The organism is Marinobacter sp., from assembly GCF_033722195.1.
In the GTDB taxonomy this organism is placed as follows: domain Bacteria; phylum Pseudomonadota; class Gammaproteobacteria; order Pseudomonadales; family Oleiphilaceae; genus Marinobacter.
In genome coordinates this window covers 1-18,976 of record NZ_JAWVZL010000057.1, presented here as the reverse complement: position 1 = coordinate 18,976, position 18,976 = coordinate 1, and the positions used below count along the sequence as shown (strand labels likewise).

Below are 18,976 nucleotides of genomic sequence, written 5' to 3'. Positions count from 1 at the left end.
GGGGCCGGATCAGCGGCTTTGCGAACCGGAAAATATGGCGCCGGGAATTGTGCAGGCGCGCCCTCGGGCTGGGCTTGAGCGACGTCTTCAGGTGGTCCTCGATGTGTAGGCCGGCGGCGGTGGCCTCTTCCACCATCCACTGCAGGGACTGGTCCGAGGACAGCAGGCCCTCGCTGTCCGGGCCATAACCGCCACCGATGTCACTGTGGGAGCCGGCAAACCACATCTGGCGCAGATCCAGCCCTTCCCGGTGCAGCCAGAGGGTGGGTTCGAAATCTTGCCGGCGCTCGTCGATGGCCATGGCGTGGCGGGCGATACGGACGTTGCTGCCCAGTTTGGTGTCGTAGAATTCGTCCTTGCCGTCGAACAGGCCCATCAGGGAGAACGGCATGCCCAGGGCGCCTACGGTATCCCAGACGCCCACGAAGTGAACCTGGCGGGACTCGTGGCTGTAGCGGCGGCGGAATTCCACAGCCCTGGCGCCCCGGGGAGCGAATGGCCTGCCCGGTTTCTTGTACATTTCGAACGCCTGCTGGATGCGCCGGGCGTCGGGCCGGGTCAGGATGCCGCAGTTGTTGATCAGCCCGCACAGGGACCGCACGGTATAGGCGCCGCGGCTGAAACCGAACAGGTAGAGGTCGGTGCCGGGTTCGTAGTTCTGGACGATGTAGCGGTAGCCGTCGAGGATGTTCTTGTGGATGCCCTTGCCGGTTACGCCACCCACGAGGGCGTTGTGGTAGGAGCCGATGCCCCAGTCGTAGAACACATGCTGGGGGCGGCCGTCCGGCGGCAGCGGCCGGATGGCCCGGGCCAGGCGCAGGACGTTGGTGGGGACGTCTGTCTGAAGGTCCTCCTCGGGGCGGTTCCAGGTTCCGTCGGCGCAGATTACCAGGCGCTTGGTCATGGCAGGCTCCTTTTGCCAATTCCTGTTCTAGCATTCACTGACTCTAGCCCGAGCCAGGCCCTGTATCGATAATTTGGCGGTCTCCTATGGTTTGCTTGGCCGCAGCGGCAAGCTGGTCACAGGCCTCGAAAAGGGCCGCCACGGCGACCGGACGGCCCAGCCCGAAGCCCTGGGCGTAATCGACGCCAAGTTCGCCAAGCAGTTGCGCAATGGCGTCCGTCTCCACGAACTCCGCGACCGTCTTGAGGCCCATTTCCCTTGCCACATCGCAGGTCGAGCGGACAATACGACGGTCATCGCTGTTGCTCTCCAGATTCTTGACGAAAACACCATCTATTTTAAGCATGTCAAAATCAAAGCTTTTGAGATAGTCGAAGCTCGCCAGACCAGTACCAAAGTCGTCCAGGGCGACGCTGCAACCGAGCCTACGCAACTGGCGGGTAATTTCCTCAGCGACATCACGGCTGGCGATCAGTTGCGTTTCGGTGATCTCAAAGCCAATCTTCCGGGGGTCGACGCCCGTGCGCTCGAACTCGTCTCGGATAAATGCCACCAGATTTTCCGACGACATACTGGTGCCCGCGAGGTTAATGGAGCATTTCCGGGTCCGCTGTTGCCATTCCGGGTTGCTGGCCAGTGTATTCAGTGTGGTGGTGATCACCCACTGATCAATTTCCCGCATAAATCCGAAGGCCTCGGCTATGGGCAGAAAAGCACCCGGCCCCAACAACGCTCCCTGGTCATCCTGCAGTCGCAACAGAATCTCGTAGGTGATGCCCTCGTCGTCCCGGCCGATGGGGCAGATCGGCTGGGCGAAGAGCACTAGACGATCGTTGGAGAGCGCGTCCTTGAGCAACTCAAGCCGTTCAGTCATAGATTTTCGGCTCTCGATCAGACCCTCAACATCGGTCATCACCTGGGTTCTCGGCAACTGCTCCCGCGCCATGAGTGCCGCCTGAGTGGCGGCGCTTAGGTATTGGCTGTGGTCGCCCAGTTTACCGTCCAGCGGTACCGCCCCCAAAGCAACCCGGATCCTCGTGCTGTGGACACCGGCACTGAAATTCTGGTCATTGAAAGCATCGTAAAGTTCTGAAAGTTTCCCTGCTATGCCCCTGCTGTCACTGGGCCGGCAAACCAAAGCAAATATGCCGTCACCAATCCTGGCCGGGTGAACATCCGGTCCCATGGTACCCATCAGCCGGGCCGCCAGCAGTGTTTCCAGCGTGCGCCTGGAACGAAAGCCCATCAGGTCCTCGATCTGATCGAAATCCAGCACCTCAAGGTGCACCAGCCAGAATTGCTGACCGTCACCAGGATCCGCCAGACGACTCTGAATCTGCGCTGCCAGCGAGCGATCATTGGCCAGGCCGGTGAGAAAATCCGTGTTGGCCTGCTGACGGAAGACTTCAAGGGTTCGGTTCCTCTCGGCGTTCACCGAGGCCATCATCTGGGTAAGGACGACCAGGCCTGCAAGAAACATGATTGACCGTACCAGGTCTTCAACAGCAGTGATCCGCGGGAGGCCGGCGTGACCCTGGATCGAAAAAGCCACGAACATGATGGCGAACAGCGGAATCACCAGGATGACCATACTGCGATTGGCACTCACCACGAGCCAGCTCAGCAGGGCAAATTGGGCAAAACCCAGACCCGCCGTGTAGGAGGCATCCACCGATGACGGCAGCAGGATAGTCAACAGCAAAATCAGCAGGACAATGACAGACCAGATCGCAATGCTCTTTTTCGCCAGGTCCGCCTGAACTTCGTGCAGGAACCGTCTCGGGCTCAACAGACAGTAAAATGTCAGTGGGGCGAAAAGAAGGACACTGACAGCCTCAAAGATCCAGTACCCCAGAAAGACATCGTAAAAACGGTGTTCCGTCGCCGCGGAACCCGATACAAACAAACTGAGGGTACCGATAGCTGCTGCCAAACCGCCACCAGCGAGAGCGCCGCGGGTGTACAGGGCCACTCCCGCTGTCAGGGGTTGGAAGGCTTCCCGGACCCAGAAAGACCGGATCAGATGTGATCCCAGCCAGGCAGCCGACACCTGCCCAACGGAGCTTACCAGCGCCGCCGATAACGGCGCCTGCTCCAGGATAATCAACCAGCCGAGAAGCACCGCGCCAAGAGGCAGAAGAATTTTTGCCCCCAAAGCGAGGGCCGCACCAAGCATGATTCCTGCCGGGGGCCAGATCGCTGAAAGAGTCTGCCCCTCGACTGTCAACAAACGCGATAATTCCGCGGTCAGCAGCAGTAACACGCTGAGACATACGACGGTCACCGGCCTGGATCTTGCTGAAGGGATGAACGCATTTTGCTCGGACATAACTTCGAAAGAGACTCACCCTCTATGAATCAGTAATTTAGCACTCAGGCCGACCCTCATTACGGCAGTGCCCCACAATAGTACGCAGAGTTCATGTATCAAGACTACCCATATAAATCGAACCAGAGCCCGAGAACCATCGTACGCTCCTAAACCTTGGATCAAACCCTCAAGTGGGTAATACTGACAGTTGCAGCGCCAGTGAATCCGCGGTCAGACGCTGCAAAAACCGGCGGCTGGATCCCAGGCATCTGGATTCCGACCGCAGATCGGCCGCGGACATCAGCAATGCGAGACATCTATGCAGGCAGTACCGATTCTGCTCGCGGAAGACGATGAAGACGACCAAGCGATTGTTCAGCGAGCTTTCCAGAAGGCCAGATTCCGCTCTCCCGTGCAGATTGTTGAGAACGGCGATCAGTTAATGCGGTACCTGCGCCACGAGGAACCCTTCGAGGATCGTGAGCGTTATCCAAAACCCGGCCTGATTCTGCTGGATCTGAACATGCCGGTGATGGGCGGCGAGGAAGCTCTGGCGAAGATCAAAGCAGACCCCGCACTGAGACATATCCCGGTGGTGGTTTTGACAACGTCTGATGACCAGACCGGCGTCAACCGTTGTTTCGAGCTCGGCGCGAGCACGTTTATTACCAAGCCTGTCACCTTCAATGGTTTTATGCATGTGGTGAGCGAACTTCAACTGTACTGGTTCAGCCTGGTCGAGCTTCCTGATGACTGATTTTGTCAAGAATATTCATGTGCTTGTCGTGGATGATGATCACGACGACACCTTTCTGATGCAGCGCCATCTTGGCCAGATGCAGAGGTTCAACGCCCAGGTGACGCACGAGAGCGACCTAGACAGCGCTATAGAGCGCTGCAGTCAGACAAGCTATGACGCCGTCTTCGTGGACTACTGGTGGGGGGACCAAACCGCCGACCAGCTGATCGGTAACCTGCCAGCCGATCTGAAAACGCTGCCGTTCATCGTGGTGACTGTGAGCGACGACTTCAGCGTCAACGAAGCGGTCATCCGTTCCGGCGCCTGGGATTTCATCTGCAAGAGCGACCTCAATGCGAAACTGCTGGAGCGCACACTACTGCATGCGGTCCAGCGCCGTGATCATGAGCGCGAGCTTTACCGCCTGATCCGCCAGGACAGTCTCACCGGCCTGGCGAACCGGACCATGTTTGAGGAGCAGCTCAAGCGTGCCATTGCCCAGGCTGAGCGTCACGGCACACGCTGCGCGGTCATCGCACTCGATCTGGACGACTTCAAACAGATCAATGACTCGTTGGGTCATGACACCGGCGATATGCTGCTGCAACTTCTGGCGGATCGGCTTCAGAGGGAGCTCAGGGACGGGGACACCCTGGCCCGCCTGGGTGGCGACGAATTTGCACTTCTGGTGGAAGACTTCGACAGCGACGAACAGTTGCAGACCATTGCGAACAAACTGGCGGCGACATTGGGTGCACCCACACCGATCCGGGGGATCACCAGCCGCGTCACCGGCTCTTTCGGCATCGCCAAGTTCCCGGATAACGCCAGCTCGCCGCTGGAAATGATGCGGTATGCGGACATTGCACTCTATGCAGCCAAAGATAGCGGCAGGGATTGTATCGCGTTCTTCGACTCTCAGCTTGAAGCCGAGCTGATCGAAGGGCTGAGTCTTGAGCAGGATATCCGGCGAGCGTTGGGCCAGAACGAATTCGTTCCGTTTTTCCAACCCCAGTACAACGCCGCCAAGCGCGAAATCGTGGGTGTCGAGGTGCTGGCTCGCTGGCAACACCCGAAAGAGGGACTGCTGCTGCCGGCATCCTTTATCCCCGTGGCGGAACGCTCCAATCTCATGCTGGAACTGGATCGGGCGATGATTCGCCGGACGCTCGAGCTGTTGGCTGAGGCCGGCGCGATACCCAAAAACGACAAAGCCTACACTCTCTCCTTTAACATCACCGCAGCGCAGCTGCTGGACCGCAATTTTGCCGGCGAGATGCTGGATCTGTGCGGGCGCGCCGGAGTCAGCCCACGCTACCTGCAATTCGAGATAGTGGAGAGAGTGCTGATTGACCGGAGTGCACATGAAACCCTGCAAAAGCTTCGAGATGCGGGCTTTGGGTTGTCTGTAGACGATTTCGGGACCGGTTTTTCCTCGATGAGCTACCTCAAGAACTTGCCGGTCACTGCTATCAAGATCGATCGATCTTTCGTCGAAAAACTGGGCCAAGAAACCGCGAGTGCGGGCATATGTGAGGCCATCGCCTGCATTGGGCGCCGCCTGGAGTTGACGGTGATTGGCGAGGGCGTGGAAACCGAAGAACAGCTCAAAATACTCAGGGACTTCGGAGTTGATGCTGTTCAGGGCTATTTGCTTGGCCGACCCATGCCCCTGAAGCAGTGGCTTAAACAGATTCCAAACCATACCGGAAGGGAGGTCGGTCATGGCTCTACATAGTGCCGCGGTGGTTATCGGCAATCATGCCCACCTGCCAAGGGAGATCTGGTCGAGCTTTGTACAGTCCGGCCTGGTGGAAAACGTCGTGATTTTCTCGTCGGTCCACCACCTGGTGGACTCTTTCGCGGTCAACATGCCCTCCCGGGAACTGGACGTAAAACTTCTGTTCTTTCTGATTGACGGTCCCGACGACCTGACCATACCACTGGACCTGAAAGCCCATGCGCAGCTGGCTCGCGTTCCGCTTATCGGATTCTATGGTGAGAAAACTGGGCTCACTGACACCGACATACAGACTCTTTACGACCGGCGCGTGAGCTCTGTGATCCGCCTGCCGCTACGGTTCCAGGATGTCGGCAACCTGGTACTGCAGCTCGACCGCTACTGGGCCATGGGGAAATTGCCGGAGTGCATTTTGCCGCTGCCGCTGGAGAATATTTATCAGCCGCATTGACCACGGCCCGTGTCCGCCCTTCACCCTGCAATTGCGGGAGGGCACCCGCCGGAGCCATCACCAGCTCGACAGCCATCCCGCCCTGTCAGGATTGCTGAAGGCCGACAGTCTCGGCCACTACGCGGACTGCCTGCAGACCTTCGCCCAGGCGTGGCTGCCCTTTGAGACCACCGCCGAAAGCATCCAGGCGTCCGAGCCCAAACTAGGGCCGTTCTTTTTGCGCCGTTCTTCGGCCCTGCAACATGACCTTGCCCAGCTTGGAAGGACCGCCCTGACCTCACCAGCCTTGGCCTGCGAGCCTCCCGGTGGATGGCCAGGACGGCTGGCATGGTTTTATGTACTCAATGGCGCGCAGTTGGGGGCCGCCATGCTTGAGCGGCAGATTCTTGCGCGAATTCCCGAAGCGCCGGTGCGATTTTTTGCCGCCCGCCAGAGCCACCCGGATTCAAACTGGCACGCCTTTTGCCGCTTTCTTGACGATCAGCCCCTGACGCAAACCGATCTTGACGCTGCCGTCGCCGAGGCTAACAGGGCGTTCAGCAACCTGCTTGAGCGGTTACCAGCGCCATCGGACTGCAGGCAGCCGATTACCGGCTAATCCTGGGCGAATGGACATCAAGCAGGAAAAATTACCGAGAAACAGCTGCCCGTACCCGGTGATGAGCTGGCCGTCACTCGCGCCCCAATGCGCTCAGCGGCCTTACGCACAATGGCCAGACCAATACCGGAGCCGGGGTAACGGGACTTCGAATGGAGGCGATGGAATGGTTTGAAAATAGCCTCGGATTTTTCCGGATCAAATCCGATACCATTGTCAATGACATCCACCCGCCAAACGCCCTCAACCTGATTAGAAACCACATCGACCAGCGGCCGGGGGCCATCCGGGTTTCGATATTTGACAGCATTCGATATCAGATTCTGGAAGACCATCCGCAACAGCACGGGAGATGCTCGGCTGACCGGGAAATCACCGCTCAGACGCACCTCCGCACCGGCGCTGGCGATTTCAGTATCCAGCAGTTCGATGGTGCGGCCGATAATATCCCGCCAGTCACACTCGGCAACCTGGTAGTCTAGCCGACCGACACGGGAATAGGTCAGCAAGTCCCCTACCAGTGCCCGCAAGCGGGCGGCCGCGCCGGAAACCCTGCCAACGTAGCCTTGCACTTCGACCCGGTCAAAATCCGGTTGCTCAAGCTCCTCGAGTATCAAAGACGATAAGGCCTCGATTTTGCGCAGCGGTTCCTGCAGATCGTGGGAGGCAATAAACGCAAAATCTTCCAGGTCGCGGTTTGAGCGCTCAAGATTCACTGCTATTCGCTGTAACCGTTCCAGCTGTCGCAGGCACAGCTTCTGAAGAGCCACCAACATCTCTTCGGCGGCATCCAGTTCCCAGTCGGCCCAGGGGCGGGCAACCCCCCTGCGCTGCTGGGACCATTGCTCGAAAGAGTGCCGCGGATTGAGAGGATCACCGCTCACCAGCTCGTGCTGGCCCGCCCAGACAATTTCCCGTGGCTCCTCCATTCGCAACCAAAGCACAACCACGCTGTGATCCGATGTGGGCGAGAGCGCCAGAACACCTGCGGCTGTCTCCGCCTGATTTGGGAATACGGGCTCGGGCCAGCCGTTGCAATGGTATAAACCCAGATTATGGGCCCCCATCTGCTTGCGGACCCAACTGGCCAGCTTGAGGACATCGGCATTTCCCGGCAGATGGCCATCCCCCATTACGCGTTCGCGTTCCACGACCGCGAAACCGGATGCATTGAACAGCCGTCGCAGGGGGTTGGCTTTTGCCATCAGACTGGACGTCAGCTCGTCGCTCTGAAGAAAAGCCTCAAGAATCTCTCGCTGGTATAAGGAGTGCCGCAATCGGGCGCGCATGGCATCTGAGTCCTCCACCAGCCGCAGGCACAAACTGAGCACGTCCCCCACCAGCTTGGCGGCCAGCCGGGCGTCCACCGAGACATGGCGTGGGCTCCGATGATGGCAGGCAATAAGCCCCCACAACCGGCCATCCCGGATGACAGATATAGACATGGAGGCGCGCACCCCCATATTACGCAAGTATTGCAAATGGATCGGCGAGACCGCCCGCAGGCTGCATACGCTCAGGTCCGGATTAGCCGGCCCTCTGCGGTCATGGGCACGTAACGGAACCACATCCCCCTCGACATCCGCAATCAACCGGATCTCGTTCTCAACGTACAGTTGCCGTGCCTGAGCGGGTATATCGGATGCGGGAAAGTGCAACCCCAGAAATGAGGTCATGGTCGGGTCTCTACTCTCGGCGACTACCTCGCCGTGCCAGTCCTCCGCAAAACGATAAACCAACGTGCGATCGAACCCTGTAATACCCCGCACTGCGTCCGCGGCGGTGGTCATCAGCTCTTCCACGGTGCGGGCCGATTTGACCTGCTGGATGAGCGCGGCCAGGTCTGTCACGGCGGTCGGGCGGATCTGATCGCTGGGCTCCAACTCCACCAATAGATGACTTCCCTCCCGGTGCACGGTGAGGTGCCAACCTCCTTCGGTTGCTGGCGAAAAATGGCGCTGCGGCCAGACAGACTTGCCGGAGTCGGACTGATGCTTCAGGTGCCGATGGAAGGACTCGGGCAGCCCCGACGATGGATCGCACTCCAGACCGGCGAAAGCCTGTTGGAATAACTGGCCAGCGTTGTCGCTCTCGAGAAGAAGGCAAAAGGAATCGGCATCAAGCAGACGCAAGGCGCCGAAGGACTGGATGCCTCCCGGGGTGCGGATAGGCTCGTCTTCGCAGTTCTCAAAATCAAACCGGTCCGAAAATCGTGAGGCCATGACAGCTATCCAAGACCAGCCGCCCGCAGACGCGAACCGCTAATTTGCATTTTTTGCATGGTGAACCAGTTGCATATCAACTGCAACACCGTGACTATTTACGTAAAGTCCTGCGTATTAGTCCTATGACAACAAAATAAAGGCTGAAAAGGACCATGCAACCACCTTCCATACCCGGCGACGAGGCCGCGCGCCTTGAACGACTTTATCGGCTGGACATCATGGACACGCCGGCCGAAGAGCTGTACGACGATATTACCCGTCTTGCTGCCATGTACTGTGGCACACTTTTTTCTACTGTCACCCTGGTGGATCGGGACAGGCAATGGTTCAAGGCCGCAACCGGTCCGCTGGATACCAGCGAAACCTCCCGAGAACATAGTTTCTGCGGTCATGCCGTCGTGGAGAGACAGCTTTTTGTGGTGGAAGATACCCTTGAAGACGACCGCTTCCATGACAACCCCTTTGTCCAGGGCGGGCCCATGATTCGTTTCTACGCCGGGGCACCCCTGATCACTTCCGACGGACTTGTCATGGGCACGCTCTGTGTTTTTGACCCCAGGCCGAAGCAGTTGGACGAGCCCAGGCGAGAAGCGCTGACCCTGCTGGCCAAGCAGGTCACAGACCGCCTTGAAAGCCGCCTCCATAGTTCGTTGGCGTCGATGGTGGGGCGAATTCTGGACAGCAGCGATATGTACGTGGTCATGCTGGATACCCGCAATGACTTCGTGAATTACTCGAACCAGGCCTTCAACCAGCGCGCGGGACATTACCCGCGCTCGGCCCGCGGCTTGGTGAAAACCATGCTGCCGGGTCTGAATTATGACCGTATCGTGCCACAGAGCCATTCAGACGGTGTGAGCGAACGTTTCCTTCAAACCGAGGTGCATTTTTCCAAGGCGGATCGCCTGCTCACCGAACTGCGCCTGATGACGCTCACCGAGCACGGTCGCCGCATGCTACTGGTACTGTTTCAAGACAAATCCGCCTTGCGGGCATCCGAGAGCGAGGCCCGCAAGGCCCGTTCCAATCTGCGGGTATTCAGTCAACTGGCCAATCAGAGTAAGAATCAGGTGATCATCACCGACCACACCGGCGCCATCGAGTGGGTCAACCCGAGCTTTGAAAAAGCCACCGGCTACACTCTGGAGGAGGTCAGGGGCCGCGTTCCCGGGCAATTTCTTCAGGGTCCGGCAACCGCCCCCGGGGCGCGCGAGCGCTTGCGCAAGCACTTACGGGAAGCCGAGCCAGTCGTGCAGGAGATTCTGAATTATACGAAGAAGGGCGAACCCTATTGGATTGAGCTCTACATCGAGCCCATCCGGGATGACACCGGGACACTGACCCACTTTGTCGCCACCCAGACCAACGTTACACAACGAAAGGAGCACGAGCAGGCCATCCGTGAGGCCCGGGACGCGGCTGAACGGGCCAACCGGGCGAAAAGCCAGTTTTTGGCCAATATCAGCCATGAACTGCGCACCCCGCTCAACGGCATCATGGGGGTAACGGACCTGCTGCAGGATCAGGCCTCAGGTCATCTGAGCCGCTACATCCGCACTCTGGACCACTCCTCCAAGCATCTGCTCAGGCTGCTCAACGATATTCTCGACCTGTCTCATATCGAAAGCGGTCACCTCAAACTGCGCACTGAAACCTTCGAACTGGAACCACTTCTGGAGGAAGTGGAACAATTGTTCACTCCACGCGCCAAGGCCGTGGGGACAGAAATGGTACTGACCATGACCGGTGCAACCGGCCTTGCGGTTGAAGGCGATCCGACTCGAGTCCGGCAGGTGGTGATGAACCTGGTCAGCAATGCGGTCAAATTCACCCATAACGGCCGCGTCACGCTGCACGCTCACAGCCGTCGCTGCGGGCCGGAACAGGTGGAGGTGGCGTTGGCCGTAACGGACACTGGACCAGGCATCCCTGCGGCCGAGCAGGAGCGGATCTTTGGCCATTTCGAACAGCTGGACAACTCATCCACTCGCGTCCATGGGGGTTCTGGTCTTGGCCTCGCAATCTCCCGGCAGATTGTGAGACTTATGGGAGGCGACATCAAACTGGCCAGCGAGGCCGGCAAAGGGGCTCGCTTCAGTTTCACCCTGACACTTCCGCTGGCGCAAGTGTCGGAGAAGGAGACGGTAACAGCCGCATCTGCCGGGCAAGAGCCCGCCCTGGTGCTGGTCGTGGATGACAATGAAATCAACCGGGAGATACTCACTTCCATGCTGCACCGGCGCGGCATTGACAAAGTTCATACCGCCACCAGCGGCACCCGTGGTCTGGCATTGATGGAAAACCTGCAGCCAGACATCATCTTCGCGGATATCCAGATGCCGGAGATGGACGGCTACGGGTTTCTGGCGCACGTACAGGCGCTGATGGCCGAGCAGCACAGGCCCCTGCCGGCCCTTGTCGCCTGTACCGCAGACACCAGTGAGAGCCAGCGGCAGGAAGCCCTGGACGCCGGTTTCAACGCTCACCTGGGCAAGCCGATAACCGGCACCAACCTTGCTGAAGTGCTTACCAGCCTGGGTTTTCTGGGCTCCTGCCGGACCGGCGCTGAGCCTCAAGCGGATGTTCCGCCGGTTCGCCCTGACATGCTGGCCCTGCGCCAGGCGTTCGATAACAGCGACGAACTCCTAAGCGAGTTTCTGAAATTATTCCAGAACCATCATCCGGACCATCTGGAACGTATCGAGACCGCATTGACTGAGGGTAAACCAGCGTCGGGGGCAACCTCAGCCCACACACTCAAGGGTCTTTTGGGTTATTTCGCACTTCCTGAACTGGTGGCCTGCGCCACCAGCCTCCAGGATGCTCTGGCCGGCGGTGACCAAAGCGCAAGCGAATCTTTGTTTCGCGATCTCAAGAAGAAGATTGCGGAGCTGAATGAGGGTTTGAGGGCGGTCAGCTAGAAGCCAGGGGCCGCTTGGCAGTCAGAGCCGGGTGGCCCTGCCCGCCTGTTCGGCGGCTCCCAGAGCCGCGGCTGCAAGGCGTGCCAGCGGCAGTACCTCATCGGCGGCGCCCAGCGCCACCGCTTCCCGGGGCATACCGTAAACCACGCAGGTGGCTTCGTCCTGGGCAAAGGTGCGGGCACCGGCGGCCTGCATGGCCGCCAGGCCCTTGGCGCCATCGTTGCCCATACCGGTCAGGATCATGCCAATGGCGTTACGCCCCACCGCCGTTGCCGCCGACTCGAACAGCACATCCACCGAGGGCCGGTGGCGATTGACCGGAGGTGCGTCGTTGAGGGCAACCTGGTAGTCGGCACCACTGCGAATCACCCGCATGTGGCGTCCGCCCGGGGCGATGTAGACGTTACCGGGCCGGACCCGGGTACCATCGCTGGCCTCCTGGACCGTCAGCGCCACCTGGCCGTCCAGACGCTCGGCAAAGGACCGGGTGAAGCCACCGGGCATATGCTGGGTAATGAGAATGGCCGGGCTCTCCGGCGGCAGGCCCTGCAGCAGGGTGCGGATGGCCTCGGTACCGCCGGTAGACGCCCCCACGATGATCAGCTTTTCGCTGCTGATGCGCTGGCTGGCCCGGGCCACGACCGGTTTGTCCGGTGCCTGGTTGCGACTGCGCCGGCCCACCTTCGACAGCGCCGCGGCCTGGATCTTGTCGTGCAGCTCCTCGGTGTACTCCTGCAGCCCCTCCGCCACCTCCACCTTGGGCTTGGTGATGAAGTCCACCGCGCCGAGCTCCAGGGCCCGCAGAGTGGTCTCGTTGCCCTTCTCGGTCAGAGAGGACACCATGACCACCGGCATGGGCCGCAGCCGCATGATCTTCTCCAGAAAATCGATGCCGTCCATCTTCGGCATCTCCACGTCCAGGGTCAGCACATCCGGGTTGAGCTTCTTGATCTTCTCCCGGGCCGCATAGGGGTCCGGGGCGGTGCCCACCACCTCCATGTTGGGGGCGCGGTCGATCATGTCCGTCAACACCTTGCGCACCAGGGCGGAGTCGTCCACCACCATTACTCGGATCATTCGCTCGTCCCTCAAGTCAGAAAAGCCGGCCCGGTTCATTCACAAAAGCTCAGTCGAAAAGGTCCACCTCGCCGCCGGTATCGGGCCGGGTCGCAAGGCGGCGGCTGTAGTCCACTTCCCGGCGGATAATGGTGTCGTTGCGGGTCAGCCGCAGACGCCGCAGCATCACCCGGCCGGTGTCCGGGAAATACCAGATCTTGCGGGGCTCATGGCCGAACAGATCCTGGCTCACCAGGCCCAGCCCCTCCTGCTTCATGAACGCCAGCGCAAAGCGGGCGTTGTTGTGACCGACGTTGTCATCGGTGCGGCTGTGCATCAGGTTGGCGCCGCCGAACAGCTTGACCTCGATGCGCTGACGCTTGGCCCCGGCACGCAACAGACCGTTGATGAGCAGCTCCATGGCGTGGACACCGTAACGGGCGGTAAGGTCCTCCTCCGCCCGCCCTGTGCTGGGCAGCAGGAAATGATTCATGCCCGAAACCCCCGCCACCGGGTCCCGCATGCACGCCGACACGCAGGACCCCAGCACCGTGCACATCAGCTCGTCATGCCGGCCCACCACGTACTCCCCGGGCAGCAGCTTGACCGCCGGCCGTTTGAAGTGACCATCGTAATAGTAGGTCTGGGCCATACCCACGATCTCGGCGGAGGACGGGCGATTCCCATGATCATCAAGCATCGGGGGTGAACACCGTCTTGCCCAGGGACCGGAACCCCTCCCCGGAGGAAATCAGGCTTTCCGAGTGACCGGCGAAAAACAGTCCGTTCTTATCGAGCAGGCGGCGGAACCGGGCCATCAGCTGGCGCTGGGTCTCGGACTGAAAGTAGATGAACACGTTGCGGCAGAAGATCGCGTCCAACGGGCCCTCCACCGGCCAGTCCCGGTCCAGCAGGTTGACCTGGTGAAACGCCACCCGCTCCCTCACCTCGGGTTTGACCCGCACCTTGCCGGCGTTGGCACCGCGGCCGTTGAGGAAATACTTGTGCAGCAGCGGCCGTTCCAGACGATCCACCCGGTCGAGCCGGTAGATACCGGCCTCGGCGGTGGCAAGCGCCTGTGTATCCACATCCGACGCCACTATCTCGATACGCTTGCCCGGCCCGAACTGCTCCAGCAGGGAGATGGCGATGCTGTAGGGCTCCTCACCGGTGGAGGCGGCACAGCACCAGATCCGCAGTGGCTGGCTGGAGGGATGGCCGGCAAAATGCCCCCGCAGGGTCTCGAAGTGATGATTCTCCCGGAAGAACGCCGTCAGATTGGTGGTCAGGGCGTTGATGAAGTTCTGCCACTCCGGATGGTCGTCCCGGTCCAGCTGGTCCAGGTAGAGCCTCACCGACTGCATACCCGTGGCCCGCAGGCGCCGGGCCAGGCGGCTATAGACCATCTCGGTCTTGTTGCTGGCCAGGTGAATGCCCACCCGCTGGTGGATCATCGCCTGCACCCGGCGGAACTCCTCTTGGCCGTAGTCGAACTCGCGCTTGCGCTGCCGGGTCTCCAAGCCGCCTACTCCCATTCGGCGTTCTGCAGTTCCATACCCGGGTCGCTCATCAGGCCGTCGATTTCCAGCACGATCAGCATGCCCTGGTCGGTTTCCGCCAGACCCTCGATGTAGCGGGTATCCACCGCAGTGCTGAAATTCGGCGCCGGGCGGATATCCTCGTCGGTCAGACGGGACACATCCGAGACGCTGTCCACCACGATCCCCACCACCCGTTCCGTGAGGTTGAGGATAATTACAATGGTGAACTCATCGTAACTCAGCTCCCCCACCCCAAAGCGGTCCCGAAGGTCCACGATGGGGATGATGGTGCCCCGCAAATTGATGACCCCTTTGATAAAGGAAGGCGCCCGGGCAATGCGCGTAACACCGCCATAACCCTTGATCTCCTGCACCTTGAGGATATCCACGGCGTACTCCTCCTCACCCAGCCGGAAGGTCAGGAACTCCCGTTCCGGGCCCTTGGGTGGCGCTGCCTCCGCTGCCTCGGCCACGGCTTCAGAATTCTTCCCAGTCATCATCATTCTCCGTAGTGGCGGTGGCCGTTTGCTTGCCGGTCCGGGCGCTGGCGGTGGTGGTGGTTCCGGTGTCGGTTTTCTTGCGGTCGCCGGCAGCGGGCCTGGCCGGGCGCTGGGGTACAGCGGCGGCGCGGGCAGCACTGCGCACCGGGGCGGTGTCGCTCAGGCGGAACCGGCCCACCGAGGTTTCCAGCTCCTCGGCCTGGGACTGGAGGGACTCCGCGGCCGCTGCGGACTCCTCCACCAGCGCCGCGTTCTGCTGGGTCACCTGGTCCATCTGGGAGATCGCCTGGTTGATCTGCTCGATGCCGGCGCTCTGCTCGTCGGAGGCGGCGGAAATCTCGCCGATGATATCGGTGACTTTCTTGATGCTGGTGACGATTTCATCCATGGCACTGCCGGCCTTGTCTGCCAGCTCGCTGCCCTCGTTGATGCTGTCCACCGAGGACTCGATCAGCGACTTGATGTCCTTGGCGGCGGAGGCACTGCGCTGGGCCAGGCTGCGCACCTCGGTCGCCACCACCGCAAAACCACGGCCCTGCTCACCCGCTCGGGCCGCCTCGACGGCGGCATTGAGCGCCAGGATATTGGTCTGGAAGGCAATGCCGTCGATCACGCTGATAATCTCGGCCATCTTGCGGGAGCCCTCCTTGATCTCGGACATCCGCTTGACCACGTCGTCCACCACGTCACCGCCCCGGTCGGCATTCTGGCTGGCGGTACCGGCCAGGGAGTTGGCGTGGCGGGCGTTGTCCGCATTCTGACGCACGGTGGAGGTGAGCTCTTCCATGCTGGCAGCGCTTTCCTCCAGGCTGGAGGCCTGTTCCTCGGTGCGCTGGGACAGGTCTGTATTACCGGTGGCAATCTCGCCCGACGCGGTGTTGATGGTATCCACGCCGTCGCGGATGTTGCTGACGATCTCCCGCAGACGATCCCGCATCAGGATCACCGAGCCCTGGACGCTGTCCGGGTAGCGGGTCTCAGCCTTGGCAGTCAGGTCACCATCGGCAATGGCGGACACAAAGGCCTTCATCTCATCCGGTTCACCACCAATGGAACGGTTGAGGAACCGTACCAGCAGCCAGATCACGACGGCCGCCACAATGAGACTGACGGCAAACAGGATCACCATGAACATCATGAAACCACTGCTGACCTCCTGCACCTGATCCGACAGCACCTGGCTTTGCTGCTCCTGAAAATCGATGAAGTCATTGATCTCACCCAGCCAGCGCACATAGAGCGGCGCGGCCTCCTGCTTTAGGGTCAGGGTGGCGCTGGCCATGTTGCCGCGGCGCGTGTCCTCGATGATGCTTTCCACCAGCGGTTCGGCCTCCTCGGTGGTCGCGGCGATGCGGCTGAAAAGTTCCCGCTCGCGTTGCGTCGCCGTGGTCTTGGATTCCGTGGACTCCAAAGCCTGGAAGGCCTCCTCGTAGGCCGCCTCCAGCTCCCGGATCAGGTCAACCAGCTGGTCGTGCTCACGGGCACCGTCCACGAGCACCAGATCCCGGACGGCGATGGCCCGGTCATGGACACTGCCCCGCATGTTGATGGCATGGCGCTGCTTGACGGCATTGACCTCGGAGATCTCGGTCAGGGTCCGGTCAATAAAATTGACCCGGAATACGCCCATTACTGTGAGGAGCAGCATCATCGCCAGCACGACCCCGAAAGCCAGTATCAACCGGCTGCGTAGAGTGATTCCGCTTGTTCTTGGCATGACTCTTACCTATCTAGTCTGGGTTGGGTTCGGTGGAAGTCATCACGGGCGCCTCCCGGCCTGATTCGGCCCGGGCCACGAAGTGACTGACATCCAGAATGAAGGCGACCGCTCCGTCTCCCATCACGGTTGCGCCGGAGAAACCCGCCACCTTGCGGTAGTTGGATTCCAGGTTCTTGATCACGATCTGCTGCTGGCCCACCAGCTCGTCCACCAGCAGTGCCACCTGACGGCCCTCGCTTTCCACCACCACCGCCAGGTTGTCGTCATGACGCTGGTGGGCGACCTCGGGATCTAGGCTCGCGGCCAGATCCAGCAGTTTGAGATAGTCACCGTGGCGGTGGATGACGCGGGCCTTGCCCTGGACCTCATTGATGTCCTCGGGCGTCAGCGGCAGAGACTCCACCACGGTGGCCAGGGGCAGCACATAGCGCTCGCGGCCCACCCGCACCACCATGCCGTCGGTAATGGCAAGAGTCAGCGGCAGCCTGACGGTAAAGCGGGAGCCTTCGCCAAGGCGGCTGTCCACATCGACGGTGCCGCCCAGCTCACGGATGTTGCGGCGCACCACATCCATCCCGACGCCGCGACCGGAAATGTCGGTAACCTCGGCGGCGGTGGAGAAGCCGGGCTCAAAGATCAGGTTGAAGACCGCTTCATCGCTCCAGTCGTCGGACACATCCATGCCGTTGCTGCGGGCCTTGGCCAGAATCTTCTCCCGGTCCATGCCGGCACCGTCGTCGCTGATGGCAATCACGATGTTGCCGCCCTCGTGTTCGGCGGTCATAACCACTTGGCCCTTCTCGGGCTTGCCGGCCGCCCGACGTTGATCGGGCATCTCTATGCCATGGTCGATGCTGTTGCGTACCAGGTGGGTCAGCGGGTCCGCCAGCTTCTCGACCAGGCTCTTGTCCAGCTCGGTCTGCTCCCCCAGCTGGATCAGCTCCACCTGCTTGCCCATTTTCCGGGCCAGGTCCCTCACCACGCGGGGAAAGCGGCTGTAGAGAAAGCTCACCGGCATCAGCCGGATGGAGAGCACCGATTCCTGCAGCTCCCGGGTGTTGCGCTCGAGGATTTCCAGGGTCGCCAGGTGGCGTTCGTTGGCCACCGGGTCCAGTTCCTTGCCGGTTTCCTGCAGCATGGCCTGGGTGATGACCAGCTCGCTGATCTGGTTCACCAGTTCGTCCACCTTCTCAAGGGATACCCGCATGGAAGTGCCGCCAGCCGCGGCACCGCCACGTTTCGGCGCCGGGGTTTCGGCAGGGGCCGGGCTCGTGCCGGCTTGCGGACGGCGGTCCGGACGGTTGAGCCAGCCAAAGCGACCGTCGCTCTCCGGATCGTCGGTGCCGGTTGCAGGGGCGCCGCTGCCACCCTGCGCCGCCGGCTCGGCGGCCTCGGCTTCTGGCGCCTCGGCCGTGTCACCCGCCGGCGCGGCCCCGGCGGCAGGCGCCGCGGGCGTGGGTTGATCGGTTTCCTCGCCGCTGAACATCTCGTCGAAGTAATCGCGGTAGGCGCTGTGATTGCCGGCGCCGGTGTCACCATCGCCGTGGTCGTCTCCGGCCGGGGCCTCACCCGGGGCCTGGTCGAAAAGACCAAAGCCCTCGTCCTCCTCAATGCTGCCTGCAGCGGGCTCGGGTTCGGCGTCAAACAGACCGAAACTGTCGTCCTCGTCAGCCACCGGCTCCTGGTCAAAGAGGCCGAAACTGTCGTCTTTCGCCTGGTCGGTGTCATCAGCCGGGGCCGGCCCCGCTTCCGCTACCGCCGCTTCCAGCTGGCGGGTCAGCTCAGGGTCCGCCGGCGCCTCCTCCCCGGTCTCGGCCAGGGCGTCCACCATGGCGCGGATCTCGTCGGTGGCCTGCAGGGTGAGTTCGACCCGCTCGTCGGTCAGGTCCGCCTCGCCCTTGCGGATCAAATCCAGCAGGGTTTCCAGGTGGTGGGTGAAACCGGACAGTTCGCCGAAGCCGAACATGCCGGCGGAGCCCTTGATGGAATGGGCGGCCCGGAAGACGCCGTTGAGCGCCTCCTCGTTCTGTGGATCGGCATCCAGCGTCAGCAGCTCGTTCTCGATCGCCTGCAGATGCTCGGCCGCCTCCTCGAAGAAAACCGTCCTGAAGTCGCCGTCGGACATAATGTCCCCCTACCGGTATGAATGACGGGCTTACCCGATGACTTTCTGCACCACCTGCAGCAACTTGCCGGGCTCGAAGGGCTTCACCAGCCAGCCGGTGGCGCCGGCGGCCTTGCCCTTGGCCTTCATCTCCTCACTGGCCTC

Annotated in this window: 14 protein-coding genes and 1 pseudogene; 5 read left to right on the top strand and 10 right to left on the bottom strand. The window is 61.1% G+C overall.

Annotation, left to right across the window (positions count from 1 at the left end; translation table 11 throughout):
• Positions 1–904: DUF2235 domain-containing protein (locus R3280_RS11045; protein WP_318998663.1), on the bottom strand; the 904-nt coding region annotated here is incomplete at its 3' end.
• 43 nt (positions 905–947) lie between these two features.
• Positions 948–3,233 (bottom strand): EAL domain-containing protein, encoded by a 2,286-nt coding sequence (locus tag R3280_RS11040; RefSeq protein ID WP_318998662.1) that lies wholly within the window; start codon positions 3,231–3,233, stop codon positions 948–950.
• 301 nt (positions 3,234–3,534) lie between these two features.
• On the opposite strand from R3280_RS11040, the gene R3280_RS11035 reads away from it, so the two are divergent.
• The 4 genes from R3280_RS11035 to R3280_RS11020 all read left to right on the top strand — a co-directional run bounded on the left by R3280_RS11035 (position 3,535) and on the right by R3280_RS11020 (position 6,744).
• On the top strand, positions 3,535–3,972 hold the full coding sequence (locus R3280_RS11035) for a response regulator (protein WP_318998661.1): 438 nt from the start codon (positions 3,535–3,537) through the stop codon (positions 3,970–3,972).
• The gene (locus R3280_RS11030; protein ID WP_318998660.1) at positions 3,965–5,692 is read left to right on the top strand and encodes an EAL domain-containing protein; all 1,728 of its coding nucleotides are present in this window, start codon (positions 3,965–3,967) and stop codon (positions 5,690–5,692) included. Before R3280_RS11035 ends, R3280_RS11030 begins: the two co-directional genes overlap by 8 nt.
• Positions 5,679–6,146, top strand: a complete 468-nt coding sequence (locus tag R3280_RS11025; protein WP_318998659.1) for a hypothetical protein — start codon at positions 5,679–5,681, stop codon at positions 6,144–6,146. Before R3280_RS11030 ends, R3280_RS11025 begins: the two co-directional genes overlap by 14 nt.
• A 91-nt stretch (positions 6,147–6,237) precedes the next feature.
• Positions 6,238–6,744, top strand: a complete 507-nt coding sequence (locus R3280_RS11020) for a biliverdin-producing heme oxygenase (RefSeq protein WP_413468770.1) — start codon at positions 6,238–6,240, stop codon at positions 6,742–6,744.
• A 17-nt stretch (positions 6,745–6,761) separates the two neighbouring features.
• Here the strand turns inward: R3280_RS11020 and R3280_RS11015 are convergent, their stop codons facing one another.
• Positions 6,762–8,966, bottom strand: a complete 2,205-nt coding sequence (locus R3280_RS11015; protein WP_318998657.1) for an ATP-binding protein — start codon at positions 8,964–8,966, stop codon at positions 6,762–6,764.
• 155 nt (positions 8,967–9,121) lie between these two features.
• Between R3280_RS11015 and R3280_RS11010 the strand changes: the two genes are divergently transcribed.
• Positions 9,122–11,890, top strand: a complete 2,769-nt coding sequence (locus tag R3280_RS11010) for an ATP-binding protein (RefSeq protein ID WP_318998656.1) — start codon at positions 9,122–9,124, stop codon at positions 11,888–11,890.
• 21 nt (positions 11,891–11,911) lie between these two features.
• On the opposite strand, the gene R3280_RS11005 is transcribed toward R3280_RS11010, so the two are convergent.
• The 7 genes and pseudogenes from R3280_RS11005 to R3280_RS10975 all read right to left on the bottom strand — a co-directional run.
• Positions 11,912–12,967 (bottom strand): chemotaxis response regulator protein-glutamate methylesterase, encoded by a 1,056-nt coding sequence (locus R3280_RS11005; protein WP_318998655.1) that lies wholly within the window; start codon positions 12,965–12,967, stop codon positions 11,912–11,914.
• A 49-nt stretch (positions 12,968–13,016) separates the two neighbouring features.
• Positions 13,017–13,646, bottom strand: coding sequence for a chemoreceptor glutamine deamidase CheD (cheD, locus tag R3280_RS11000; protein ID WP_318998654.1), 630 nt, complete (start codon positions 13,644–13,646; stop codon positions 13,017–13,019).
• Positions 13,639–14,466 (bottom strand): CheR family methyltransferase, encoded by an 828-nt coding sequence (locus R3280_RS10995; protein WP_318998653.1) that lies wholly within the window; start codon positions 14,464–14,466, stop codon positions 13,639–13,641. Before R3280_RS10995 ends, cheD begins: the two co-directional genes overlap by 8 nt.
• A gap of 5 nt (positions 14,467–14,471) precedes the next feature.
• Entirely contained in the window at positions 14,472–14,984 is a 513-nt protein-coding gene (locus R3280_RS10990; RefSeq protein ID WP_318998652.1) for a chemotaxis protein CheW, read from the bottom strand.
• Entirely contained in the window at positions 14,965–16,704 is a 1,740-nt protein-coding gene (locus R3280_RS10985) for a methyl-accepting chemotaxis protein (RefSeq protein ID WP_318998651.1), read from the bottom strand. The genes R3280_RS10990 and R3280_RS10985 overlap by 20 nt, the downstream gene beginning before the upstream one ends.
• 13 nt (positions 16,705–16,717) lie before the next feature.
• Positions 16,718–18,832 (bottom strand): chemotaxis protein CheA, encoded by a 2,115-nt coding sequence (locus R3280_RS10980; RefSeq protein ID WP_318998650.1) that lies wholly within the window; start codon positions 18,830–18,832, stop codon positions 16,718–16,720.
• Positions 18,833–18,862: 30 nt separating this feature from the next.
• A pseudogene (locus R3280_RS10975) lies at positions 18,863–18,976 on the bottom strand (response regulator); the annotation flags it as partial.